General features: G+C 52.5%; 25 protein-coding genes and 1 pseudogene. 1 reads left to right on the forward strand and 25 read right to left on the reverse strand.

All coding sequences use genetic code 11. From position 1 onward, the window contains the following. From NNO08_RS20975 to NNO08_RS21015, 9 genes and pseudogenes are all read right to left on the reverse strand, one after another. Window positions 1–126, reverse strand: a pseudogene (locus tag NNO08_RS20975) (tail fiber domain-containing protein); the annotation flags it as partial. A gap of 65 nt (window positions 127–191) precedes the next feature. After that, window positions 192–422, reverse strand: a complete 231-nt coding sequence (gene cor, locus NNO08_RS20980) for a phage exclusion lipoprotein Cor (protein WP_271440822.1) — start codon at window positions 420–422, stop codon at window positions 192–194. Window positions 423–530: 108 nt separating this feature from the next. After that, a complete protein-coding gene (locus tag NNO08_RS20985) occupies window positions 531–1193 on the reverse strand; it encodes a hypothetical protein (protein ID WP_271440823.1) in 663 nt (220 codons plus the stop codon). A gap of 327 nt (window positions 1194–1520) precedes the next feature. Then, complete coding sequence (locus NNO08_RS20990) at window positions 1521–4730, reverse strand: host specificity protein J (RefSeq protein ID WP_271440824.1); 3210 nt, start codon at window positions 4728–4730, stop codon at window positions 1521–1523. 53 nt (window positions 4731–4783) lie between these two features. Beyond that, window positions 4784–5152 (reverse strand): hypothetical protein, encoded by a 369-nt coding sequence (locus tag NNO08_RS20995; RefSeq protein WP_271440825.1) that lies wholly within the window; start codon window positions 5150–5152, stop codon window positions 4784–4786. Window positions 5153–5231: 79 nt separating this feature from the next. After that, a complete protein-coding gene (locus NNO08_RS21000) occupies window positions 5232–5825 on the reverse strand; it encodes a tail assembly protein (RefSeq protein WP_271440826.1) in 594 nt (197 codons plus the stop codon). Then, window positions 5813–6544: a C40 family peptidase gene (locus tag NNO08_RS21005; protein ID WP_271440827.1), complete on the reverse strand. Its 732-nt coding sequence runs from the start codon at window positions 6542–6544 to the stop codon at window positions 5813–5815. The genes NNO08_RS21000 and NNO08_RS21005 overlap by 13 nt, the downstream gene beginning before the upstream one ends. Window positions 6545–6556: 12 nt before the next feature. After that, window positions 6557–7330 carry a phage minor tail protein L gene (locus NNO08_RS21010; RefSeq protein WP_271440828.1) on the reverse strand — a complete coding sequence of 258 codons (774 nt, stop codon included), beginning with the start codon at window positions 7328–7330 and terminating at the stop codon, window positions 6557–6559. A gap of 8 nt (window positions 7331–7338) precedes the next feature. Further along, window positions 7339–7689, reverse strand: coding sequence for a phage tail protein (locus NNO08_RS21015; protein ID WP_271440829.1), 351 nt, complete (start codon window positions 7687–7689; stop codon window positions 7339–7341). A 191-nt stretch (window positions 7690–7880) separates the two neighbouring features. On the opposite strand from NNO08_RS21015, the gene NNO08_RS21020 reads away from it, so the two are divergent. Then, window positions 7881–9494 carry a DUF4041 domain-containing protein gene (locus NNO08_RS21020; RefSeq protein WP_271440830.1) on the forward strand — a complete coding sequence of 538 codons (1614 nt, stop codon included), beginning with the start codon at window positions 7881–7883 and terminating at the stop codon, window positions 9492–9494. Window positions 9495–9554: 60 nt separating this feature from the next. On the opposite strand, the gene NNO08_RS21025 is transcribed toward NNO08_RS21020, so the two are convergent. The 16 genes from NNO08_RS21025 to NNO08_RS21100 form a co-directional block, all read right to left on the reverse strand. Next, the gene (locus NNO08_RS21025; protein WP_271440831.1) at window positions 9555–10037 is read right to left on the reverse strand and encodes a hypothetical protein; all 483 of its coding nucleotides are present in this window, start codon (window positions 10035–10037) and stop codon (window positions 9555–9557) included. 102 nt (window positions 10038–10139) lie between these two features. Beyond that, window positions 10140–13187: a phage tail tape measure protein gene (locus tag NNO08_RS21030; RefSeq protein WP_271440832.1), complete on the reverse strand. Its 3048-nt coding sequence runs from the start codon at window positions 13185–13187 to the stop codon at window positions 10140–10142. Then, the gene (locus tag NNO08_RS21035; RefSeq protein WP_136391998.1) at window positions 13187–13474 is read right to left on the reverse strand and encodes a DUF1799 domain-containing protein; all 288 of its coding nucleotides are present in this window, start codon (window positions 13472–13474) and stop codon (window positions 13187–13189) included. Before NNO08_RS21035 ends, NNO08_RS21030 begins: the two co-directional genes overlap by 1 nt. 17 nt (window positions 13475–13491) lie before the next feature. Next, on the reverse strand, window positions 13492–13830 hold the full coding sequence (locus NNO08_RS21040) for a phage tail assembly chaperone (RefSeq protein ID WP_271440833.1): 339 nt from the start codon (window positions 13828–13830) through the stop codon (window positions 13492–13494). A gap of 41 nt (window positions 13831–13871) precedes the next feature. Then, window positions 13872–14804, reverse strand: a complete 933-nt coding sequence (locus NNO08_RS21045) for a phage tail tube protein (protein WP_271440834.1) — start codon at window positions 14802–14804, stop codon at window positions 13872–13874. A gap of 46 nt (window positions 14805–14850) precedes the next feature. Continuing rightward, a complete protein-coding gene (locus NNO08_RS21050) occupies window positions 14851–15300 on the reverse strand; it encodes a phage tail terminator-like protein (protein WP_271440835.1) in 450 nt (149 codons plus the stop codon). Further along, entirely contained in the window at window positions 15290–15889 is a 600-nt protein-coding gene (locus NNO08_RS21055) for a hypothetical protein (RefSeq protein WP_271440836.1), read from the reverse strand. The genes NNO08_RS21050 and NNO08_RS21055 overlap by 11 nt, the downstream gene beginning before the upstream one ends. 2 nt (window positions 15890–15891) lie before the next feature. Beyond that, window positions 15892–16245 (reverse strand): hypothetical protein, encoded by a 354-nt coding sequence (locus tag NNO08_RS21060; RefSeq protein WP_271440837.1) that lies wholly within the window; start codon window positions 16243–16245, stop codon window positions 15892–15894. Between the two features lies 1 nt (window position 16246). Next, window positions 16247–16729: a DnaT-like ssDNA-binding protein gene (locus tag NNO08_RS21065; RefSeq protein ID WP_271457494.1), complete on the reverse strand. Its 483-nt coding sequence runs from the start codon at window positions 16727–16729 to the stop codon at window positions 16247–16249. A 2-nt stretch (window positions 16730–16731) separates the two neighbouring features. Further along, window positions 16732–16953 (reverse strand): hypothetical protein, encoded by a 222-nt coding sequence (locus tag NNO08_RS21070; protein ID WP_271440839.1) that lies wholly within the window; start codon window positions 16951–16953, stop codon window positions 16732–16734. Between the two features lie 39 nt (window positions 16954–16992). Beyond that, complete coding sequence (locus NNO08_RS21075) at window positions 16993–18132, reverse strand: P22 phage major capsid protein family protein (protein ID WP_271440840.1); 1140 nt, start codon at window positions 18130–18132, stop codon at window positions 16993–16995. Between the two features lie 16 nt (window positions 18133–18148). Next, entirely contained in the window at window positions 18149–18901 is a 753-nt protein-coding gene (locus tag NNO08_RS21080) for a DUF6651 domain-containing protein (RefSeq protein ID WP_271440841.1), read from the reverse strand. Window positions 18902–19025: 124 nt separating this feature from the next. Beyond that, a complete protein-coding gene (locus tag NNO08_RS21085) occupies window positions 19026–20129 on the reverse strand; it encodes a hypothetical protein (RefSeq protein ID WP_271440842.1) in 1104 nt (367 codons plus the stop codon). Between the two features lies 1 nt (window position 20130). After that, window positions 20131–21534, reverse strand: a complete 1404-nt coding sequence (locus NNO08_RS21090) for a DUF4055 domain-containing protein (protein WP_271440843.1) — start codon at window positions 21532–21534, stop codon at window positions 20131–20133. Between the two features lie 4 nt (window positions 21535–21538). Further along, complete coding sequence (locus tag NNO08_RS21095; protein WP_271440844.1) at window positions 21539–23110, reverse strand: terminase; 1572 nt, start codon at window positions 23108–23110, stop codon at window positions 21539–21541. Continuing rightward, window positions 23107–23679 carry a terminase small subunit gene (locus tag NNO08_RS21100; RefSeq protein WP_271440845.1) on the reverse strand — a complete coding sequence of 191 codons (573 nt, stop codon included), beginning with the start codon at window positions 23677–23679 and terminating at the stop codon, window positions 23107–23109. The genes NNO08_RS21095 and NNO08_RS21100 overlap by 4 nt, the downstream gene beginning before the upstream one ends. Window positions 23680–23713: the final 34 nt, after the last annotated feature.

A 23713-nucleotide genomic window follows, 5' to 3' on the forward strand; every position in this document is an offset into this window, starting at 1 on the left:
CGTATACGAGATGCCGCCTACAGTAGCAACAACAAAATCGCCTACCGCGAGTTCGGTAGTAAATGAAGTCCCTGCCCCTGATACCTGGGCAGAGTTATTCGTCAGGGTGAGTGTTCCTGCTGACATAGATTTTTCCTGAATTTAGATAATAAAAAACCCTGCCGGAGCAGGGTTCGATATTCATAATTTGATTACTGACATGTGGTACGTGTGAAATTAGTCTTACTGACCCATTTCCAGTTAAACGGGTAGCCAGCCTGATATTGTGTCTGGTTTGCAACCTTGCGGACACCATAAATAGAAACAGCCGTTTTCTGACCACCAACTATTGCGGTTGCAGTGCATACTGGCGATTGTCGTTCGAGAATACCAGAGCATGCAGACAAGGCTAAAACCGCAGGGATAATTAATAAAGTTTTCATATTTTCACTCAACGTGAGTTATTTATAATGAAAATAACAACAGCATGTAATAATAGATAATTGATTTAACAGATCGTTTTAATGATATTGATCGTCAGAAACGATCAATTAATCATAAATATCAACTCTGGTGATAATGACATTCCCATGCCCGTTGGTAAATCCAAGCCCTGACACTCCTGTCGAGGAGCCACCATCACTGTAAGCAACTATCCGTGTGCCCGCCCCCTCACCGCACGCTATGACGCGTATATTCGACTGCCAGGGGCGCGGTAACGGGTCATTAATAACCCCGACAGCAATCCCCAGATACTCAGGTACAACACCCCACTTGCCTGATTTTAAGATATTAGTATTAATCCCGTTATCTGACGCCGTTCCGACGCCCCCTACTTTTTCCAGGTCGGATAAGGTTCGGGTCTCGTTGGTTAAAATGCAGGTTCTGGATGCATCCCAGATGGCGAGACCATAATCAGGCAACGACTGCGGGAATATAGAGAAGAAATAAACGTCCATCCGCGTACCGACTGCGGCATTGCGCAATGATATCGTGCAGGTTCCGTTGGCAATATCTGACCATAGCGCCCCCTGGCCAGTGGTATAGACAAACGGGATTATAGGCTGACTGACATCATAACTTTGTGTTACTGACGTGATTGTGGACGCCGTTGCAACGGTAACGCTTTTCTTCACAAACAGCGCCAGAGGAATGCTTTCCGGGCTAACCCATACTTCACCGGATGATGTTGCTAATAAAACCCCGTATGACATATCACCCCTTCTCTATGGTAATGACCAGGAATGCGCGGGCTGCCTGGAATGTATCGGCGGCGTACTCCGTATCGCCGGCAGCGGACACTGTTATCGTATTACCTGACACGCTAACTCTGCGTCTGCCACTACCCATCCCTCCGGAGCTCGTCTCCGATGCGTTTGCGACGTGGTAATAATTTAACTTTAAGCCTGGCGGCAAAGGGACAGTCCATGAACCTGACTTCTGCCCATTGGCTAATACTTGCGTCCCGTATACCGAAACAGGCTTTATGCCATAGTTATTAGGGACGCCGCTCGCGTTCCATGTTTGTACGCCCCATACCATCAGAACACTCCCGTTATTTTTCCAATTTGTACACGGAGAACGCCATTCCCGTCCTTAACGCTCTGGGTTGTGTTGGTGATTTTCATTGCCCCCTCACCGGCCACAGCCCCATTAACCTCAAACGTTCCGTCTGATTTCATGATGGTTCCCGTTTGCCCCTGTACATAATTTGCAGACCGTAGTTCACCAATTTTTGCCAGCGTTATATTTCCGTACTGGATAAACGCATCACTGATAAAGACCTGACCATTGACCACCGCAAAGGGTGAATATTGCGTATCACCGCTACCACTCATCAGGACAAACTGATTAGCATTAAACCCGACACGGGTGACTACCGGCTTACCCGCGTCAGCCAGCACTGCTATCGACATCCCGGCGTTATACATCACGCCGTTAATACGGACACCGGTTTTGAGGGTATAAATCGCAGATGCCCCGGTAGCGTCAACGACAGCGGTGAGCTTATCTTCCAGTGCGGCGGTCACGCCATTAAACTGGGCCTGCACCTGCGTGGACATTTCCGCCATAGCCTGACTCACATCGGCGATCGTGGTTTTCACCACCAGAATGTCTGCGCGGACCTCGCCGTACTGCGCAAACTGATGTTCAACGGTTCCATGGTTGGCCAGCGCATTCTGCAGAATACCTTCAAGGTTGGTATTAATATCCCCCGTAAGACGGTCGCCATCAGCAGATGTCAGGAAGTCATCAGCGATATCACCAAGATAATCATCGGCGTTATCGTTGGACATACCGCGAACCCAGTCCGTCCAGTCACTCTGATTACCAATGCGGTCAATCAGACGAGCCCGATACCAGAATTCAACGCCAGCCTTTAAGCCCAACTGGGTATATGTGTGTTGCGGATACGGAACACCGGCAAGCAACAGAGGGTTATCTCCATTACCATTCACTGAATACTGCAGTTCGGTCTGGAGGGTGTCGCCTGTATCTGCCGGGAAGGACCAGTCGATCTGTATGCCCCAGTTAATGGCAGTGGTACGCAGACCAACGGGTTTTGGTACATCCCCCGCACGCCCAGTAAGGTGTGTCAGGACAGAAGAGGCCCACAAACTGGACGCTCCACCGGAGTTAATGGCGCGGACTCGCACGAGGTAATCGCCTGAGAAAATCCCGGAAACCTCTATATTGCGCAAGCCTGTTTCGGGAATATTGATCCACTCATTATTACCGCGTTTCCACTGTACCTGGTAAGCAACGATATCTGCCTGAGGTTTCCCGTTTTTATCTACTGGCGCATCCCAACTCGCAACCATGGTGGCGATACGTTGCCCCTGACGAACGGAATCATAGCTGCTGATCGTGATATTCATCGGTTGCCCCACCAGGCCTGTCGGTATCAGGCTAATCGGTGGAGTATCCAGCCGGGCGTTGTTATCAACGGCATCATATTTCGCCCCGTTGTATTCTGCGCCGGTGATGGTATAGGTGTTCTCCTCATCGTTAAATGTCAGATTGGTGACGCGGAAATACTGAAGTCGCAGCTGACCAGCATCGATAACAAAAATGGCATTTGGTAATGGTTCAGCGGTAAACGACATCGCCAGTATCAGTTGCTGACCGTTAACCGCCTGAATGATCCGACTCTCAACAATGCCGCCTTTGGTTCGAATCATCAGCGTATCCCCAGCGACCGCACTTGTTCCGCGATCAGTAGTTACTGATTTCAACCCTGAATTGTAATCAGTGATACGTCCACCATAGACACGACCAGACAGCCGTTCATCGGCAAAAGCGAACACAGTACCAGGAACGTATGCGAATCCATCCAGCCCGGTCTGAACACTGATAATGCGGTCCAGAGAATTGGAGTACACTGCCCAACCACCTCGGCGCTGTGCTTCGCTTTCACGTGTACAGCCAATGGCCGTCAATTGCGTCTGCTTAAACTTGAACTGCTTAACCAAATCGGGAAACATCACTGCCGTTGTGCGGTCCTGATAGTGGTTATCCGGATCGCTAAAGTTAATCAACGCTGAGCTATAGCGGTTCTTCTCACTACCACTGGAATAGGTCGGTTTCCCGACCACTGAGGCGCGCGTGAGGATCTGGAGTTTTGAGGTATCTGCCGGCATATCCGAGACAACATTGAACATATTGTTGCCCCAGAACGTCATACCATTGAAACCGGCAGCGATGTCCTTAATCACCTGCCAAGCATCGGCCTGTGACTGGATATAGGCATCAAACATAAATCGCGGTTCTGTCCCGCTGCCACCCTTCCCGTCTGGCACTTTCTGATCGCAGCGCTGGGCGATACGGTAAAGCTCCCATTTGTCGAGCATATCCATCGATACACGACGACCTAGACCAAAACGAGGTTCGGTCAGTGCATCGAACCAAATCCATGCAGGGTTATTGGTCCATCCCCATTTGAAAGTACCGTCCCATGAGCCACCGTATGTGCGTGCAATCGGATCGTAATTCTGGGGGATACGGATTATCCTTCCTTTCGGCTTACACGAAATCTTCGGGATGTTGCTGAAAGCTTTTGCATTAAATGACACATACAGCAGCGCGGTGTGAGGATAACGCAGACGAGCGTCTATCACCTCAGTGATAGCCTGCACCTGGGTTTTGTTCTGAAGCATCTGGCTGGTGCTGTCATCAGTATCGCGAACAACCCGGATTTGCCAGCCGGTGTTTGCTTTCGGCAGATTAATACGATGGGTGATCTCGTACAGTGAACTTAGCTTCTCCGTAACCGTTTTGGTCATCACCGTAGAATACGCGCCACCATCAACGGCGAGATCAATATGGTATTGCACGGTTGTACCAACGATATCACCATCATTTTCCTGCTGCTGAAGTCCTGGAATACCAATGCGCACCAGTACGGCATCGATCTGGGTATTGCTGATAGCTCGAGTCCATGGGGTGACTTTCGTCAGCGAAACACCAATGCTGGTTTCATTTTCAACTGCCGGGAATCCGGGGATTGGTGTCTGAACCTGAGTGCCAGGACGAAAATCCCAGGATACATTCTCAAAATTCATTGAGCCGTCGGCATTGCCCAGCGGTGTGCCATCCAGGAATATGCGCGTAGCGTCCAACCCACCTGCAAACTCACCTTCCCCGAGCGCCAGAAGCATGCGGCAGCGAGCCATTGATTGCGCAGAGTCCGGCTGTTCTACAGGTGTATGCTGTTTTTGGCTACCACCCTTCGCACCAGTAATCGTTGCCATATTGCATCCATAAAAAAACCCGCCGAAGCGGGTTGGAGTTTTCTGAGGTTATATTATTCAAAATACGTTATTGAGACTATTTTGTAATTGTACGTATGATCGGCTCCGGGCTTTTCCACATGGGTGATGATTTCCCCTGGATGTAACTGCCTTCCAAGTACATCAATTGTTGAATTATATTTCTGATAATCTCTACCCCAGTCCATTCTTAGGCATTTCTCATCGTCAGCAATTTTACTGACAAATGAATAATCACCTGGCGGAAGAGAACCGTGTCCATATCCTGTTATTACGCCATAAACCCGGTTTTCAGGTTTGATATGTCCATTTGCCCCTATCGCTGCAACAAATTCTAGGGTAGAACTGAGAATGATATCGTTTTCCGGCTTGCACCATTCTGCAATTATTTTGATGGCTGGCATCTATGTTTTTCCTTTAATGAAATGCCAAAGAAAGTAGCATAGTACTTTACTGATTGACCATGACCTATGATGCTGAAATCTAAATGTCCTCAGCAACAATACCGGCACTAATGATGGCGCCGCCAATCTCGCGCTCACCGTAGAGCACCGCTACCGGGTTACCCATGGCAAGAGTGTTTACCGAACCACCGAAAGCATAGCTGGGTTTGTTATCGGGGTCATCTCGTCCCTGTAGCCCTTTGGGCTGTGGAGAAAGCATCTGATAGATACCTCCGGCCATCATGCCGATACCAGCGGATATCATGGCACCACCTACAGGGGAAGCCCAACCATACGAAAGACCAGTTACCACGATACCTGCAACTATCATTACAGCCCCCAAAATTGTCTGGAAAACCCCCGCCTTCTTAGAGCCTTCCATAATCGGCGCAATACGGATGTCGCTCGTGCCGGAAAGCTCTTTGTAGTCCTCTATCCCTATGTTTCGCTTTCCACGGAATACTGCGAATGTCATGCCGTTCTGTTGTGCATTGCGGAGATACTCTTCCAGCCCGTCAAAGTTCACGCATAGTGCCTTTACCGCCTCCGCTGACGTCTGTACTGCCATTTTATGCACCCGGCCAAATCGAGCCCCTAATGCGCCATACAGGCGAATCGTTGTTAACCGCGCCATGGTTTTATCTCCTGAGGTAAGTTTTTATGTCGGACGCATATCATCGTCCGGTCTTTGAAATAGCCACGCACATACGGAGTAATGGAGGAGGGCTGTCCATACAGATGGTGAAGCAGTTCACCTTCCTCGGTGAGAATTCCCGCATGATTCCACTTTCCGGATTCAACCTGCATGATGACCATGCAACCAGGCGCAGGATCGCACTCGACGAACCCTTCCTGCTCCCAGTTATCGAAGTAGAGGTTGTCCGGATACTGGCTTTCCCACCAGGGGTACTCGACGCGGAAATCGGTCAGCGTTACTCCCTGAGTAGCATGCCAATCCATTATCAGCCCCCAGCAATCGTGCGAGCCAAGGATGAATGGGCGACCAATTAGCGGGATGGAGCCCGGTGTTATCTCGGCATATTCATCACAGTCTGGCGCGTAGACACCCCAGACCACACCGGACTGGTTGCACTGCTGCCGGTCAAGGTCTGATGGGATAGCTCTGGCACCATCGCCTGGGTGCGAGTGAATCACGCGGATAATAGTGCCGATGTCTTCAGCATTCGCCCACTGCTCAGCATCGATGCGGAAATGCTCTGTCGGATTATCGTGGCTATTCGGTACCGGGAAGTAACGCTGACGCCGTCCTGACTGAATGACAAAGCCGCAGCACTCGCGTGGCGATTCCTCCAGAGCATGCTTCCGGATGGCATTCATTATCGTTTTGTTCATTTTGAAGTCCGGTTATCGGGAGAAGAGAACAGTTGCCGGGAACCCACCAAAATCAAGAATAGCAGCGTTTGGCTCAGCCAGCCCCGCGCCAAAGCGCTTGCGGCAATCGCTCAGACAGCCGCCGCATACATCGAGCGCAGGGTCAGCGACCGAATTCCCCTTCGCATCAAAATACACCGTGCCGTTGTAGGTGCAGCCGTCTCCGCTACGGTATTGGCCGCGCAGCGACCACTCACAGAGTGATGTGATCTGTCGGGTGGGAATAACCATGTTCTGCAAATCCGCCGGGCTAGTCAGCGTCCAGGAGACCACCTCATCATCCTCTGAGGTTTTCATGTCCAGCCAGAAAGTCTGAAGTGTATACATCGTCGGATCTGCTGTCTGGTTTATGCCCCCGGGGAAGTTGGCCGCATCAAGATAAACAGCATAGGTATCGATGATGCTCACCTTCGCATTCACCATGTCTTTAAATTGCAGACAGAGCGCAGTGATATGACCATCGAGATTAGACATGCTCAGCTTCGGTTCTGCAGTCTGGTCGGTTGACAGTGCAAGATCGTAAATCTGGAAGGGCCAGAAATCGAAGATTTTTCCATCCCAGATGATGGGTTTTGGTCCTAGCTTTGCCTCATCGCCGTTCGCAGCATCAATCTCGGCGGGAGAATGAGGAAATGGTGAATAATGGAAGCGGTGAATACCGCCGCTGAACTCTGAAGCATCTACTTCAACCAGCCGGACTCTACCGCCCGGCACCAGCATTGCAGCTGTATCAATCAGTACTGTCATGCTCCACCTCAGGCATAGACGCCATAGGCACGCTTAATCGTGAATGTCAGCTCAGCGAATTTGCTGCTGAGTTGGTTTTTACGTACAGAGTCGGACACCACCCGATACAGCCCCATCTCCTCGCCAGGCGGCGTGATGACAAATGCTTTAACGGTATGCGCCAACAGGAAGTCGCGAACAGTATTCACTTCAGAGTCAGCACCCACATGCTTCATCGGTACCTGAATGGCGGTAGAGTTAATGCCGTTCTCGGCTACCTGCTCATAACCATCACCGAATTGCGCAGACCGTATCGTTTGACTGTATTCGACAGCACCCGCACCGAGCTGCGAGTGCCAGTTGTAGGTATCTACTGCCATTTTTACTCCATAAAAAACCCATCCGGAGCTGGGTTAAAAGTTAGGTTATTTATTTGGCTAATGAAAAATTGACTTGAAACAACGTCATTGAAAAAAGAATTAGTTACTTCACATATATAAAATGATGAAATATGCGACACTCCGTCGATATTTTTATCCATCATAGCTAACCAATTCACAGGGATAGTTTAATGAATATTGTGCATTATGCAGCCATTGGAGCTGTAGCTTTCGTAGTTGTTCTAACGATTTTGGTGATTAACATTATTAAATTAAAGTCAGCCAGGGCTGATGCAGCAGAAAAGGCAGCAAAACTTGAGCGCTACGCGACAATCACCAATGCTGAAACAGAGGCTGAGCGAATCGTGAATGCAGCTAAGCAAACCGCAGAAGAGTTAATTATTGATTCGCAAAACAACCTTGACGAAGCAAAAGCTGTGGCAGCCAAAACTATTGCAGCCAGTGAAAAAGATGCAAAATCTATAACTCAGCGTGCGGAGGATATTCTATCAGATGCTCGTTTAGCAGCTAAGCGAATGAACACAGAAGCGCTGACTGCTGTAGAAACACAAAGAGTCAAGCGTACAGAAATTGAGAAGCAGATTGATGAGCTGCGCAAATCCTATCGTGAGAAAAAAATCACTTACGATGAGTTGGAAGAAGCACTATCAATCTATAAAGATGATATGGAATTTGCCGACATGGGGTTCTATGCACCACACTTCGATTTTGAAACATCGGCCAGTTTTCAGGATGCGATCAAGGCATGTCGCGAACGACAAAAAAATCTGCTACGTGACAAAACTGAATTTGGCGCAATACATTGCCCTACTGAATGGACGGTAGGTGGCTCTAAAAGTGAAGGTCGGAAAATGACCACTCGCGGCATTCAGATGACAGCACGTGCATTCAATGGTGAATGTGATGCAGCTATTGCAAACTGTACATTTAAAAACGTTTATCAAATGGAGCAAAGAATTTATAAAGCATTTGATGCCTTGAATAAGATGAATGAGGTTAACCAGATTTATATCAATCGTGCTTTTTTAGATTTGAAGCTAGATGAACTTCGACTTACACATGAATATCGTTTAAAAAAACAAGAAGAAAGAGAAGAACAACGTGAAATCCGCGCTCAGATGGCTGAGGAGAAGCGAGCTCAAGCCGAAATTGATCGTGCACTTCGAGAGGCTGAAGATGAAGAACGTCGCGCCAAAAAAGCGTTGGATAAAGCCCGTAAAGAAATGGAATCGAAGCTAGCCCAAATGACAGCTGAGCAAGTAGAGAAGCACCAAGCGAAGGTATCCGAACTAGAGCATGCCTTAGAAGAGGCGTTGTTGAAAGGTCAAAAAGCTCTTTCAATGGCTCAGCAAACTAAACGCGGCCATGTGTACGTTATTTCTAATATTGGTTCGTTTGGTGATGATGTTTTTAAAATAGGAATGACGCGTCGACTTGATCCTCAAGATCGAGTCGACGAACTGGGTAGTGCATCAGTCCCATTCCTATTCGATGTTCATGCAATGATTTTCAGTGAAGATGCCCCAGCAATGGAAAGCATGCTCCATCAGCGTTTCAATGAGCAACGCACTAACCTAGTTAATAAGCGTAAGGAGTTTTTCAATGTAAAATTGAGCGATATCAAAGATGCTGTATTTGAGATCGCAGGAAATGATGTAGATTTTATCGAAACAGCAACTGCTCAGCATTACTATGAAACAAAGGCAATTCGTAAGCAGAAAGCGGATATCATTTCAGTTGTTCCTCAAGAGGAAAAACTACCTAGATTTGCGGACGCAATATAACATTTCAATGGCAAATTTAAGGGCGATTTTTTATCGCCCTTTTATATTAAAAGTAATTAGTTACATGTTTTTGTAATAACCGACTTTAGAATCGAAACTCTGCTTAGATAGTGGCGTTTGGCTTGTCACATAAGCCTCCCAAGAGCTGTACGCCTCAACAAGCGCGCGCTTTTCATCTGCATTAATGGTGCTCGCTTTCATCCACTCGAAAGCACCTGATGCCATTTGCTTCCGCTTATCTTTTCTTGCTGCCCCACACGATGCAATGGAGTCGGCTACAGAATCACTCCACCCAACCAACTGCAGGATCTCCAACCTCTTTTGAATCACGAACTGATCCGCAGACGCATTCCGTGCCTGAGTCGACAGGTATTCAGCAAACTCCATTTTGTTCTTTGGGGCCTGAGAGGGGTTATCAATATTTACATCACACTTCGAAAGCTCATCATACTTGGCTTGTTTTTGTTCGTTATTGCCTGAACCATTCCCGGCACACGCAGAAAGAGCCATTGCTAACACAACAGTCGTGAAGACCTTTTTCATTATCATCCCCTGATTAGTATGGTTTTGAGCATAATAACCAAGGGATGCTGTGGTGTAACCAGGTGCGGGTGATATTACTGTCTCAGGATCAGAGTCAGACTACTACTTTGACTGGAACTGCCTGCCAAGCAACCCATCGCTGCGGGCGGCTCTCGCCAGGATCTCAGTCACTTTAGCTTCGATTTCCTTTCCTAAAGCCCTCGCGGCGGCATTCCCATCTCCAGATGTGGTTGATGATGCGTTGCCCTTGTTGTCCACATAGATGTCTATGTTGACCTGCGGTTGCGTACCCCCTCCACCTTGCGCCCTAACACCAAGCCGCCCGGCGGAATCTCGCGTCAGCGGCATGATCGCCTCTGCTCCGGCCTCTGCAAAAACACCGCCTTTAGCAAACTTTGACGCACCCTGAAAGGTAAAATACTGAGGTGAGTCGTATACCCCGTTTACGTACTGATGTAGGCCTTGTGACTCATACACCCCACCTTTTGCGTTCGGGGCAAATGACGGAACCGCGAAGGATTGCCCAGCACCCGCCGAAGCGCTAGAGCCACCACTAATCCACCCCATGGCCGCCTGCAAGGTGTATGCGACCATAAGCCTGTTGGTAACATCCAGGATCATCCTGAGCATGGACTTGCCGAACTCTTTTATCGATGCCTTTCCTGTCATCATGAGGTCGGTAAGCATGTCAGATAGCCCGGTCAAAGTTGAACCGGCAACACCTTTCACAGCGTCGTATGTATTTGTCGCTGCTTCCAGATACTCATTCCACCCACTAACGGCGCCATCCTTCCAATCACCGCGCAGCTTATCCTCTTCGGCATAGTAACTTCGAAGCGCTGCCAGCTCTTTCTCGTAGCCAGCATCTTCAAGTTTTCCGCCGCCGTTCAGCCATCCCTGACGTAGCTGAGCCTCCTCAGTCATTCGTTGAGCCATGCGGCTACTCAAGCCAGACCCGCTTCTGAGTGCCCCGGACTTCTCTGTCATCTGTGTGACGTACTTGTTAGCCTGCTTTGCCAGGCTGTTAATCTTCTGCTGGGCCTCTACTTCCTTGTTTTTCTGATCCACAACCTTGGCTGCGTTCAGAATGGCTTCACGGCTCGACAGGAGAGATTTCTCCTGCGCGGTGAGGGCCCGGGTTTTGGCAGCCACATCCAGCTCAGCAAAGTGGGATTGCTGTTTGCTGAACTCAGTATTTTTGGCGTGCGTTTCCCCAGTCTGACGCAGGGTCTCGAGGGTTTCCGTTAACGTTCTGGCCTGTGCCCGGTAGTTCTCAAGGGTGCGATCGCCTGCATCGAGTGTTGCTTTCGCTTCTTTGGTCTTTTTGGCTGAGTCTTCGGCTAATTTCGAAACCGCATTCCTGGACTCGCGGCTGGTACCACCGTCCCCGGAAACTCCTGCCCCCTTTGCTTCAGCCTCATAATTGGCCTGGGCATTAGGAGCGGAAACACGTTCCAACAACTTGTTGTAACGCTTTTTATTCTCGGCGATCTGTTTATCTGCTTCTGCCCCGGCCTTTTTCATTGCCTCGACGTCCATACCGAGGAAATTAGCTAATGCCCCGCCGCCAGGTATCTTTTCTGCCCACCCAGCAACAGTACCAGTGAATTTGGCATCCAACGATGTGATATTGAGAAACAGGTCTTTTATCGACGCTTCTACCAAGTTGAAGATATCGATCACCTGGTTCCCCCAGGCACGGACAGTAATACCAATATCCCGGAAGTTGTCGGATGCGCTTTTTTTCAGCGTATCCCATACTCTGCCGATGTTATCAGTAGCCTTGTTCGTTTCTTCAGCGCGCCTGGACATAACATCAGCGTAAAGCTGAATGGCCTCTGCTACGGCAGCCTCTTCACCCTTCTGCTTACGCAACTGGATGATGTGCTTCATCATGGCTTCATCAACAAAGCCATATTGCTCATTCAGGCTGGACAGCCCTTTCACCGGGTCGCTGACAATCTTGCCGAAGTCGGACATCGCCGTTTTAGTGTCACTGCCAGCCTTACCCATCAGGGTGATGGACGTGGCGATCTGCTTCATCTGGCTGGCGGTATATTTACCAGTGTCATTCAGCGTAACCAGCGTATCTACTGTGGAACTGATGGATGTATTCGTCTTGCCGGCCACCTCTTCAGCAGCCTCATTTAGCTGCTGCATTGAGGCGAAGCCAGCGCCGCCCATCATGATGACCGATCGCGCCACCTGGTCGAATTGCTCGGATGAATTGTACGCGGCGGCAGCCAAGAGTCCGATCGTACCAATCAGACCGGCCAGAGCGATCGTGGTTGGGTTAATCATCCCGACCATGCTGCGGATGTATTCACCAACACCCGACAGCGCGCCCTGTACTGAGCCAAACTGGTCTTTAATTTGCCCGCCCTGCTGGAGCAGAATCAGGAACGGAGACTGCCCACCAGCTAGCTGTGTGGCGATATCGGTGAACTGTGCAGGAAGTGTGCGCATCGCGGCGCTGTACTGACCCACGGAGATACCGGCACGACGCGCCGCTGCCTCCTGGCGGGATAGTGCCTCTGGCAGCACGTCGGCCACACCGGTGAGTCGCTCACGCGTCTGGTTCAGGATGGTGTTGAAGTGCTCGAATTGAGCACTATTGATGCGCCCTGACTCGAAATGCGCCACCAGCTGAGCGTGCTGTTCATCCAGCGAGTTGAATGCCCGGATCGTCGGGTCGATGGAACCCAGGAGGTTTTTCAGCGCTGCGGATTGTTTCTCGGAGGCCTGGGTGGCTGCCAGTTCTGCCTGCGCTTTCGCCGCAGCTTCGCCAGTGTCGGTCAGCTTTAGGCGGGTGTCATCGAGGATTTTGTTGTAGTACTGGAAATCGTCGGTATCCAGTAAGCCTTTAGTCTGGAAGTTACGCAGCGCGGCCTGCTGTTCATCAAGCCTGTTCAGTGCCTTGTTTACCGGGTCGATATTATCCAGCAGACCTTTGAGTGCTTCTCGCTGCTCCCGAATTCCCTCTGCGCCTTCCTGAGCTGATGGTTTTACCCGTTTCGCCGCATTAGCCAAAGCATCAGCACCTGCTACCGCACCCGCAGCAGCCTCATTCAGTTTATCCAGTTCATTGCTGGCCGTTTTCAGCTCAGAAACATCAGCCCGCAAAGTAATCGAGGCGATTTGGTCAGACATTATTTCGTCTCCTTGTGCATTACTTTGAGAGCCTCGCTTTCCATGACTTGAAGGTCAGCCATGCAGGCCGCCGCATCTTTTACCCCGTGTAGTTCAAAAATCCAGGGGAGAACGTTGTAATCAAGACCGGTCGCACCACTCGCGCCGACGCGCCATTGGGTAGCCAGCGCGGAGAAGACGGTGAAGGCCTCCCATATGGATGGCAGTATCCTCACCTCCTCTTCGACGTCCTCAGGCGTTAAACCAAAAGCACTTAGCTCCGCCAGAGTCGGCCCTGGCGTATACAAAGCTGCGGCGACCTGTCTCAGTTTTTTTCGCGGATGCCCATCAGCTCTTTGGTGTAGGCCAAGCCGATGCTGTCGAACGCACGAGGGTAGTTTTTCAGAAGGACAACCACGTTTTCGCGGTTGAATTCGTCCGGTAGCGCCCAGCCATCGACGATCTCCATCAGATAGTCAGCCTGCGGTTCGACGGGGGCTTTTTTACCTTCAGCTGATTTCTGCAACTTCTCATCCATTACGCGCAGCTCTTCGAGCGTCTTATGGCGAAAGGTGAAGGTCAGTTTGCCGTCTTCAGCGCCGGCGCGCGGGATGCTGGCGGTTACGGAAAAGGTAGGATTCGGGATCAGAGAGAATTTGGTCATGAAGTTATCTCAGAATGGCCCGGCGAACCGGGCATCATTGGTTAGCTGATAGTGACAACGCACGCAGCAGATGTGATGGTCTTGCCTGCGGCGTCGGTGACTTCGCAGGTGTAAGAGCCAGCATCACCGGATGCCACAGACGGGATGTTGAACGTCGAGGCCGTTTTGCCCGGAATGGCTGTGCCCCCCTTCTTCCACACGTAGGTGTAAGGCGCTGAACCACCCTGCATGACCACAGCCAGGTCCAGTGCTGCGCCAGTAGCAACAGATTGTGTTGGGGGCAGGTCGGTCAGGAACGCCAGCGGCACAGCGGAGGAATCAGCGATCGGGTAAATCTGCATATCCGATTCGAAGTTCATGCGCGCTTCGTTGCTTTCTACGGCATTGATTTCGGTACGTGGTACCTTCTGGAAGGACACTTTGGCAGAGTAGTAGCGATCAGCTTTACCGCGTGGGTTATGGAACCATACCGCCGTAGTATCGCTCGACTCGTCGAGTTCAATCAGGCGCTTGTAGATAGCCAACTGCGGGTCATGAGCGAAAGTGTAGACCTGCACCACGGCGTTTTTAAACGTCGGGATAGTACGAGCCTTATCATCCTCCAGGAACTGGATGCTGATGGTCTGCTGGTCGCCACCTTCGGTAGATAAGGTCATGACCTGAGGCATGGTGATCCACGAATCGATTTTACGCAGCGTACCCGCACCGGTACCTGCCGGAAATTTCGTGGTATCGGTGGTATCGAACGCTTCCAGCACGATTTTAGTACCGGTGACTGATTTGACGCGCACCACCATGTTGTCGAGCTTCAGCCAGCCAGAGCTGACCTGGACGACATCACCCGCGAGGATGCCAGCCGCAGAGGCAACGGTCAGTTCGCATTCCGTTGCATTGGATGCCGCTGTGAAGACAATCGGCGCAAGATAGGCCTTGGCCACGTTTACACGCGACCCATTGGGGATTGCGAATGCCATTGCATTCTCCTGAATTTAGGTAATAAAAAACCCGCCGAGTGACGGGTCAGTAATCAGCGCGGTATTGCATGCTGATGGGGATGGTATAGGTTATGGAGCCGCTGCTGCCGTTTGGTGCAGATGTCGGACGGTCCTGTATTGGTGAACGAATCTGTGGCGGCCCGTTGATGTAAGTCGTGAGGTCACCATCCACCAGCGGTAGCCCTTCGGGGAAAGCGTCAGCGATGTACTGAGCCAGTCCTCTGGCCTGAGTCACGCCGCTACCCGCCGGAGCGATGATGTTGAGCTGGAGAATGCCCTGATATGTTCGCAGTTGGCCTTCCATATCTTGCCCAACTGTTTGAGCCGGCAAGATGTAAACGCGCCCGTACGGCGCATTATCCGGAGGGGTGAACGCGATGTTCGGCCAGGCGACAGGCAGACCGAGCGATGAGCAGATAACCGCGACACGGCTTTCCAGCAGGTCAGCGATCCGCATTGACTGTTCACCGACCATTTCGCACCTCGCTCATTGCCTCACGGAACAGCTGCGCGGCATCCAGCGCAGTTATACCAACCATGCCGCCAGGCGCCTGTCCAGAATGCCCATTCTCCAGGGCTACGGCATAAGGCAGGTTATTGGTGAAGTAAATCGAATTAACCTGCCCTACCCGGAACACCTCGAGCACCGTCATTCCACGTGAGTTAGAACCCTGCCCGGACGCATCTGGCGTCTCGTTCGATTCGGTTGGCTGACTATCAAATCCCACGTACCAGTTATTTTTGAAACGGCCTCCAACATACCCGTCAGGCTTTTTGATATCCATCGAGTCATTAACACGCAGCCCGCGCTTAAGTCGCCCTGACTTTGTGAGGTTGTCCGGGTCATCACGCAAAGCCGCGTTATGTTCCCGAACCGCAGTGTTGTAAGAGGTTGCCGTCTGGTTCACCTGCCAGATATCCGGCTGCCCGACGGGGGACATATCCACCAGCCGTCCGAGTATTTTGATACCTGTCCGGCGCACCACCTGGTCTATGTCCTCCTTTGAGCCATCGACGAACAGCTGAATAGCAGCCAGGAACGGCTGATTAGCAGTGTCAGCCATAGTTACGCCCTCAGTTGGATGTTGTAGGAGATAAGCACATCAGCAGGCTTAACCGGGTTCGGTTGAACCACTCGCCATTTCTTGCCGTCGATTTCGATGTGGTCATCGATACGCACTTCCGTTTCAAACGTGGCCGCCAGTTTTTTATCGCCCGTGGCAATCAGGGAACCGTCGATTTCTCGGGATGAATACTCGGTGATAACACCGGTGACGGTCGCAGTGATTTCCGGAGTGGTGATCTCTTTCCCAAACTGGTCGCGGATAGTCGTGCCGCCACGGGAAAGCTGATATGCCTTCCCGTTTTCGGTCAGCAGCCGAGTGGCTGTCGCACGCATGCGCAGATAGTTAATTGCCATTTCAGCCCCTTTCAATACGGACCTGATTGCCGCCGACCACCAGCCCTCGCAGCAAGGAGTAGAGCCAAGGGAATGATGGTGCAGCCTTGTAGGTACCCGCTTCGTACTGAACGGTTACCGCACCCTCGACGCGTTCCATCGTCACCGCGCCGCCACCAGCAACCGAAGGCGTTAAGTCAATCTCCTGCGATTCGATGGCCAGTCGGCACTGAGCATCAACCAGACGCTGCGGGATGGCGTCGTCCGGCAGGTCAACACCGTCGAAGCGAACACCTGCGCGCGGCCAGGACAGCGCTTGTGATGCGCTGGACCGCTGCCCGCGCCATTGCTGCCCCTCCAGATAATCCATCGCCTGCATCAGCATCTGGCCGCACTCGCCATCATCGGCAGGAGCGGTATACCCGCGACCTGCCGCGAATGTGCGCAGGTTGAGAACACTGGCGTAGGTGTTGAAATCTGGCGAATGAGGATCGGCCACCAGCATGGTTATTCCTCCAGACGCCAGTCCAGCGCCAGCCAGTTATCAACTTCGTCAGGGTGAACCTCGGCGCTCAGCGGACCGCCGGGGAACTCTGGGGTATCACGCACCATGACCACCAGCTCATTGCCGGTAGATTCCTGCTGAGCAGGAGCATGTTCAGCGTCGTTCTGCACCGCTAGCTTTTCAGCCTCACGCTGCGCGCGCTGCTCTTTGGTCAATCCGGCCATTTGGCCTCCTGAAAAACAAAGGGGCCGAAGCCCCATTGGTTAGCCCATGATGATGCATGCGTGGCGTGGCTTAACGGCAGCAACACCCCACGACAGACCGACTTCATAGCGCACTTGGCGGTACTGGCGGTACAGCGCCACCTGGAAGGTAATGCCGGAAACCGGATCGGTCACGTTCATGACATCATCTGCGGTATCACCACCTTCTGGCATCGCCGGGGTGCGACTCGCAAGCAGGAATGCGTTACGGGCAAAGGCCATGTTTGGCGCAAACTCGCTCAGCACAGTGACCGCAGCCTGGTCAGCCAGATCCTGACGCAGACCAGGAGCGCTGATGGTGATGCTTGAGGAGGTGGCAGCCACAACCATGTACTGGTTATCGTCTCCGGCAAATTTCACCGCGGTGCCAGCTGCGATCCCGCCTGTACCAGCAGAGATAGCAACAATGATGTCGCCAGCCACCTTCGCGCCATTGACCTTATAGCCAGCAGCTGTGCTCTTCGAGGTGCGGCCGATATTGAATGACTCATGGAGATTGAACCCCATGATTTTGCCGATGATGCCTTCACGCAGCATCCGGTCAGTTCCTGCCTCATTCGTTTTAAACAGCACAGACTGCTTACCACGAATAGATGCCATTGCCTCACCGCCAAGCACCATGCGCATATCAGTAGTTGGAGCACCATTATCGGTCAGAATCTGACGCGCCAGTGCCGCATCGGTCAGGTCGTCTTTGATACTGAACGGGGTATCCTTAGGTGCACCAACAGCGCGGGACGAGTTAAAGAACAGCGCCGCGAGGTCTGCATCCACTTCGTTTGCCAGCGCACGGAACGCCTCCTGGAATTGGTCTGCGAGAATAATGTTGTAGGTGCCAGCCGGGCCAAGCGCCAACTGTTCTTCACCGTTCCACTTGACCGGGGCCATTTTGGACTTGGTGATGGTTACATCAACCCCATCAATCACCTGATCGCCAGTGTTTGGCGCGGAGGCTCCGGGGGTGATGTCTTCAGTTTTAGCTGTTGGCGCAACTGGCGCACGAACAATCTGGCCTTTGGCTGCGGCATCTGCTTTTGCATTTCGCGCAACGGCTGGAATAAACCCAGTTTGCTCACGGGAAACAACGTTCAGTGCAGTATAAATGGTCGGGATCAGACCAGTAAGGGTGTTGCCTGCCATTTATGGCTCCTTTCAATTAATCGACGATGTTGACGCCATCGCTAAGCGCAGCCTGCTTGCCTGCACCATCCAGAGCGTCAAACGCACCGCGTTTCATGGTTTTCTGCCCGGCCTGATGCTGCGACTGCTGCGAGCCGCCGCCGCTGTTACCGGACGCTTTGAGGATGTAGTCTTTCTGCGGATGCAACTCGACCAGAGATTCCAGCGCTTCGTCGAAACCAGCCAGTTCGCCAGGCTTGGTACGGGAGAACACCTTGTTGCCCTGCCCGTCGTAGGCCACGACCTTGCCGTCTTCGATTTTGAAGTTCTGCCCGAAATGGGAACGCACGAACTCAGCCGGGATCGCCATCTTCTCGGAAATGAACTTCGAACCACCGAAGCGGCCGCCGATCATCTCGTCGTAGAGTTGGGTTTCCAGTTTCTGGCTGCGCCCATTGGCTTCGTCCAGTTGCTGCTGGAATGCCTTGGTGATTTCGGCCTTCACCTGGTCAACGGCACCAGCGTCGATCAGTTTCTTCTGGTCGATTTTGGTCATCATCTCCAGGGCTTCAAGCGCCTTGGTCGGGTCGGTGATGCCAGCGAATTTCGCGAGACCGGCTTCCGCCGCTTCCTTCGCCTCGCGGTGAGTTTTTGCTTCACCGTTTAATGAGGTGATTTTGGTCATCGCTGCGACCGCGTCGAACGGGATTTCTTTGCCGTCATCATGTACGTAGACAGGCATCCCGTTTTCAACGACCACATTGCCGTTAGCATCGAGTTTGAGTTTCATTGTTTTGCTCCAGCCTTCCGGCCATTGGTAGTAGGTCATCCGACCCGGTCACCGCATCGCATCCGCTCAGCGGCAGGCATAAAAAAAGCCGCCCGGAGGCAGCCTGATGTTCATGGGGTTTGTGCTACTGGAACGCCGACGCATCCACGCGGCGCAATTCGTCTAGGGTCAGGAACTCACCGGCATCGTTGAACATCTCTGGTACCGTGATTTTTCCGTCGCGAAGCATCATGGCGCGAGTAACTCCCAGCACCTGCTCCTGTCGCGCGTACGGCTGCCGGGTGAGCCAGTCGGCATAACTCGTATGTGCTGGCACCTGGCCGTCCATGGACGCCCTGGTTGCGTTGCTCAGTTCGTCAGGTGGTATCTGCAATTCCTCCCACGATTTCGTAATAAGGATTTCGCCGGAGCGACAGCAGAAGTGGATTTTGCCGGGGCCGCGCAGGTACGGAACCACATGCCCCAGCGGCTTGCCGTCGAGGGTGTAAAGCCTGCGGTCGCGGATGATGCACCACTGGCTCGTATGGGTATCAAGCGTGGATGACCACTGTTTGGCCTTCACGATGTCGCTGTTTGCCCGAGCGAAGTCCTGACGGGCTGAGGCGGCCATATGGTTCACCGCAGTACGGGTCACAACCGCCAGGTCACGCCGGGAGGCATTGATTATCCCGTCTTCACGGTTGAGTTTCGGCGTACCAGCAACACGTTTGACGATTTGCTCTACTGTTTCGCCCTGGAGGAAGCCGGATCGCACAGCGTTGGTGATTTTATCCAGGCGATCCGATTCGAGTTTCTGGCCCCACTCTTTCAGCAAACGCCCCTGGAATGGCTGTGCTACAGCCGCGGCGTAAACCTGCTCAGGAGCAATGTTCTGGAGCGGAATGTGCTGGAGTATCTGTTTCGGAATGACACTGCTGAACAAGTCCAGTTGATACCCGGCCTCATACTCAACGTAGCGCGTCAGCTCTCGGGCAAGCGCGGCATTAACCGGTTCGTAGGCCTGCTGGTTGAGGTCCCGCACACCAGCCAGAAGCGAAGCCAGGCGGCGGGCACTGTAGGTATCAGCGCGCTTACCATCCAGCAGCACCAGCAGTTTGGCAGCCAGGTCAGCATCCATCTTGCTGAGCAACGCCACCATGCGCCGGGCAACGCCAGTACCGTAGCGGTTCACATACAGGCCGTGCGCTATCGTCTCGTCCTGCAGGCGATCATTAACTGAGCGAGCCATATCACACCTCACCTAGTGGCGGTTCGGTCAGCGAGGCTGATTCAACCAGTAGTTCACTCAGCACCACATCGGGATCTGCATCAGCATCGATGATGTTGAGCTTCTGGAGCGACTTAATCGCGTCAACACGACGTATATCGCCGCCCTGGCGCAGCGACTGGATGGCCAGCGCTGCCGGAGGATTGAACTCTTTCGACTCAACATCCAGTTCAGTGCGGACATCAACGTTACCGCCTTCGGATTCACCGATGTACTCAGCCATAATCTGCAGGATATTGTCGATTGCATCTTCAAGGCTGGTTGCCATGGTGTAGAGCGGCGATTGCTCCTGCATTTTCTCTTCTGAGGTCTGGTCAACAGACTTGGTCGAGGTATTGTCGGTACGCAGCAGCTTCGCGCCAGCCTGGCGCATTTGCTCTACCAGGTCAGTCAGGGACTCTTTACCGGCACTGATTGACGTTCCAGTGTGCTCGACATATTCAAGCCCCTGTTTCTGTCGATCGGAGAACTGAGTTGCAGACGAAGAGCCAATTACCAGTTCCTGCCCATCCTCCAGGCCGAATACCGTAAGCAACGGGACGCGCGCTACGTGCAGGATGTTGTCCTGTTCGCTCTGACTCTGCCAGTGCTTCACGTTCAGCAGCGCCATATTCAACAGCGGAGGAGAACCGCACATAAAACCAGTGCGCTTGGTGTAGAGCGTGACCAGCGTGATGTCCTGCCGCGACGTTTGCCATTCTTCGTGTAGCGCCCAGTTCGCCTGTGCATTATCGCCGGTAGCCTTACGATAAATCTGCACCAGTCCAGGTGTTAGCAATCGAATTTGCTCGACTTTTGTCTGCCCGAAGTCATCACCGTCCTCGACTACCACCTCTTTGATGCGCAGCTCCGTGAGCACGACCTTGCCTGCAGTCATCTTTGACTTCCAGCCAATTACCTGTCGGGGATTGAGCATCGTTACATATGGCCGCGCGCCAGTAGCTTTCTCATCTGCTTTGGTCTTTACCTGTTCTGCGTCTACCCGGGGATAATCCACCAGCGCATGAGATAGGCCATACTGCATCGCCAGGCTGAAGAACGCCTGCGCCCAAACGTCAAGGCGACTACCTTCCAGATCCACGTCCTTTGCAAACTCGCGAAGCGCATCCGGGACGTTCTCACCCAACTGGATTGGCTCAGCGAATACACGCCCAACGTTCTGGTTAATCGTCTCTTCGTACGCTGGGAGCAGCGTTGCCACTGCCAGGCGCTTTTTGTAGCCCTCTTTATCTTCTTTCGGCCAGCGTGGCAGATATGCCTCACCAAGCTGGCGCATATACAGCGTACCGCCCATCAGGGCGTCGTTAATGTCCCACGCCTGCACCATGTTCCCATAGTCCAGATTGGGTGTTGAAATATCAGGCATGGCATTAAATCCGTAGGTTGGTGACTTTGCCGACTTTCTTCGGCGGTGAATGCAGCACTGCGTAGCGCGTGCCGTCCCAGTCGTGGTCTTCCTGCTGGGTGTCTACGTCGTCTGGATTTTTGCTGTCGCGAACGAGCACAGGCACGCGACTTATCCAGCCACGACAATACTCGAAGACGTAAAACGCTGGTTTCTCGGGCATCCCTGACTCCAGCTTTTTACCTTCAATGACCGCTTCGAGCATGTCAGCGAACAAGGCGGCACCGTTCACGCGAGAGCCCGGTTTTTTATTGGATGGCACCCATTTAACGCCCTGTGTTTCCATCTTCTGGGCAATCGATAGCTCATCATCGCCAGTGTTATAGATCGCCCCATCAGCAGGGCCTGTCGCAATCTTCTTGCAGATGCCAGGCCTGATGTTTAACTGCCCCTGTGTCACTCCGTTGAGTTTTATCTCTTCAGGTTCGGCGACCTCTTCACCCACCAACCGCTTATCAACCCACGCAACGCCCTTGGCGACGTTCGTCGAGGACATATTGAGGCCTTTATTTAGCTCGTCAGGCGGGCAGCCGTACCACTCGCCAATCAGGATCAGCGACCCGGCAGGTGGGCAGAACTGGCGACCGTCCGGCAGCTCTGCTGCGGTGCCATCGGCGCGCGCCCACCAGAGGTTAGAGAACGGCTTCGACTCGCCCCAGTCATGGGAGCGGTCGACGGTCCAGCTATCCGGTATGCGGAACGGCTTAATGACATGCAGCGATGCATTCCACAGGTGGTCAAAGCGCCCGCCGCTGGTGACGTCCCACGAGCCCTCTACCCACGCTTTGCGGCGATTAGGGTCTTTGATGGCCATCAGCGTTGCGATGTACTGGGGATCGAGGTACGGGTTCTCTTTGAACGAGCCGTGAATAGCCACTCGCGTCAGCGTCACATCCTCTTCACGTTCGGTCTGCGGGTTAAACACCTTCTGCGTTTCACGAATGATAGTGCCGCGCGGCGCTGGCTCGATGAAGCGTTTCTTTACCCAGGTATGGCCAATGCCAAACGGATTGGTCGTGCTGAACGTCTCCAGGGGGATCGGTCTAAGCAGCGAGCCATCATCCAGCGGATAGTTTTCCGGCCGGAACGATGAGCGCCGGCAGGAGAACATCATTTCGTAGAACTCACCCGACTGCTGTTTGGTCAGCTCGTTGAAGCCGATGAACGGAAACTCCTGACCGTGATAATCCCAGTAATCACCCTCTTCCTTCCCGAAGCGGAACAGCAGCTCTTCGCCAGTAGGCCATACCCAACGTAATTCACTGGCCGATGCCAGATAGCGTGCGCCGTCGTTAAATAGGCGATACATACGCTTTGACTGGGTAATGATGTCGGTGAGGTTCTTATACTCGGTATCGAATATCACGCCACGCCAGAACGAGCCATAGCCCAGACCAACCAGGCGACGAAAGCGCGCCAGCTGCGCGGCAGTTTTACCCGGTCCGCGCGTTCCTTCGTAGAGGATCTCGTTACATGGGCAGCTCAGGGAGAGCGATTGCGATCCCGGCAAAGGTTTCCAGACGGCTTTGTAATTCATCCACCAAGAACCTCGCTCTGCTGTTTCTGTGCTGCTGCTTCCCAGTCGTCGACGTTATCGCAGGACGGGACCGGCATAATGCTGTGGGTTGCTGTGACCTTCTGTTCAACCTGCTCTTTGAACGCCTGCACTTTGATGTGCTTGCCGAGCAGTTCAAGGTTCTTGACCTTATCCGGCCACTTAACCTTTTTGAGGATGGTTTCCGCCGTCTCCTCGTCGAAGTTCTGAATGGTCGTGCTGATGTCCAAGCCGGTCAGAGAAATTCGCCAGGCTTTTGGCCATGAGGTGATCGGCTTGAGGCTGCCGTCGTCATTGAGAATGTCCAGAACGTCCATCTGATCGATCTCAACCAAGCGACGGAGCACATAATCGGCATCAATACCCACATCTTCGTTGCGCTTCGCTTTGAGTTCGGCGATTCTGTTTTGGATGTCAACTTTTGACAACAACTTAGCGGCGATGCGGTTTGCAGTCTTGACGCTGTACCCCGCCCGAATAGCCGCTTGCGTAGCGTTTAAATCGATGAGGTACTCGCGGCAGAACATTTCTTGCTTGTCGGTGAGTGCCATAGTTTATTTCATTTTAGACTTGGTAGGAGTGGCT

Source organism: Citrobacter sp. Igbk 17 (assembly GCF_028069775.1).
Taxonomy (GTDB): Bacteria; Pseudomonadota; Gammaproteobacteria; order Enterobacterales; family Enterobacteriaceae; genus Citrobacter.

What these genes read in the sequence shown, in the direction of transcription:
- cor (WP_271440822.1), bottom strand. Translation starts at nt 422, where the DNA reads ATGAAAACTTTATTAATTATCCCTGCGGTTTTAGCCTTGTCTGCATGC.
- NNO08_RS20985 (WP_271440823.1), bottom strand. Translation starts at nt 1,193, where the DNA reads ATGTCATACGGGGTTTTATTAGCAACATCATCCGGTGAAGTATGGGTT.
- NNO08_RS20990 (WP_271440824.1), bottom strand. Translation starts at nt 4,730, where the DNA reads ATGGCAACGATTACTGGTGCGAAGGGTGGTAGCCAAAAACAGCATACA.
- NNO08_RS20995 (WP_271440825.1), bottom strand. Translation starts at nt 5,152, where the DNA reads ATGCCAGCCATCAAAATAATTGCAGAATGGTGCAAGCCGGAAAACGAT.
- NNO08_RS21000 (WP_271440826.1), bottom strand. Translation starts at nt 5,825, where the DNA reads ATGGCGCGGTTAACAACGATTCGCCTGTATGGCGCATTAGGGGCTCGA.
- NNO08_RS21005 (WP_271440827.1), bottom strand. Translation starts at nt 6,544, where the DNA reads ATGAACAAAACGATAATGAATGCCATCCGGAAGCATGCTCTGGAGGAA.
- NNO08_RS21010 (WP_271440828.1), bottom strand. Translation starts at nt 7,330, where the DNA reads ATGACAGTACTGATTGATACAGCTGCAATGCTGGTGCCGGGCGGTAGA.
- NNO08_RS21015 (WP_271440829.1), bottom strand. Translation starts at nt 7,689, where the DNA reads ATGGCAGTAGATACCTACAACTGGCACTCGCAGCTCGGTGCGGGTGCT.
- NNO08_RS21020 (WP_271440830.1), top strand. Translation starts at nt 7,881, where the DNA reads ATGAATATTGTGCATTATGCAGCCATTGGAGCTGTAGCTTTCGTAGTT.
- NNO08_RS21025 (WP_271440831.1), bottom strand. Translation starts at nt 10,037, where the DNA reads ATGAAAAAGGTCTTCACGACTGTTGTGTTAGCAATGGCTCTTTCTGCG.
- NNO08_RS21030 (WP_271440832.1), bottom strand. Translation starts at nt 13,187, where the DNA reads ATGTCTGACCAAATCGCCTCGATTACTTTGCGGGCTGATGTTTCTGAG.
- NNO08_RS21040 (WP_271440833.1), bottom strand. Translation starts at nt 13,830, where the DNA reads ATGACCAAATTCTCTCTGATCCCGAATCCTACCTTTTCCGTAACCGCC.
- NNO08_RS21045 (WP_271440834.1), bottom strand. Translation starts at nt 14,804, where the DNA reads ATGGCATTCGCAATCCCCAATGGGTCGCGTGTAAACGTGGCCAAGGCC.
- NNO08_RS21050 (WP_271440835.1), bottom strand. Translation starts at nt 15,300, where the DNA reads ATGGTCGGTGAACAGTCAATGCGGATCGCTGACCTGCTGGAAAGCCGT.
- NNO08_RS21055 (WP_271440836.1), bottom strand. Translation starts at nt 15,889, where the DNA reads ATGGCTGACACTGCTAATCAGCCGTTCCTGGCTGCTATTCAGCTGTTC.
- NNO08_RS21060 (WP_271440837.1), bottom strand. Translation starts at nt 16,245, where the DNA reads ATGGCAATTAACTATCTGCGCATGCGTGCGACAGCCACTCGGCTGCTG.
- NNO08_RS21065 (WP_271457494.1), bottom strand. Translation starts at nt 16,729, where the DNA reads ATGCTGGTGGCCGATCCTCATTCGCCAGATTTCAACACCTACGCCAGT.
- NNO08_RS21070 (WP_271440839.1), bottom strand. Translation starts at nt 16,953, where the DNA reads ATGGCCGGATTGACCAAAGAGCAGCGCGCGCAGCGTGAGGCTGAAAAG.
- NNO08_RS21075 (WP_271440840.1), bottom strand. Translation starts at nt 18,132, where the DNA reads ATGGCAGGCAACACCCTTACTGGTCTGATCCCGACCATTTATACTGCA.
- NNO08_RS21080 (WP_271440841.1), bottom strand. Translation starts at nt 18,901, where the DNA reads ATGAAACTCAAACTCGATGCTAACGGCAATGTGGTCGTTGAAAACGGG.
- NNO08_RS21085 (WP_271440842.1), bottom strand. Translation starts at nt 20,129, where the DNA reads ATGGCTCGCTCAGTTAATGATCGCCTGCAGGACGAGACGATAGCGCAC.
- NNO08_RS21090 (WP_271440843.1), bottom strand. Translation starts at nt 21,534, where the DNA reads ATGCCTGATATTTCAACACCCAATCTGGACTATGGGAACATGGTGCAG.
- NNO08_RS21095 (WP_271440844.1), bottom strand. Translation starts at nt 23,110, where the DNA reads ATGAATTACAAAGCCGTCTGGAAACCTTTGCCGGGATCGCAATCGCTC.
- NNO08_RS21100 (WP_271440845.1), bottom strand. Translation starts at nt 23,679, where the DNA reads ATGGCACTCACCGACAAGCAAGAAATGTTCTGCCGCGAGTACCTCATC.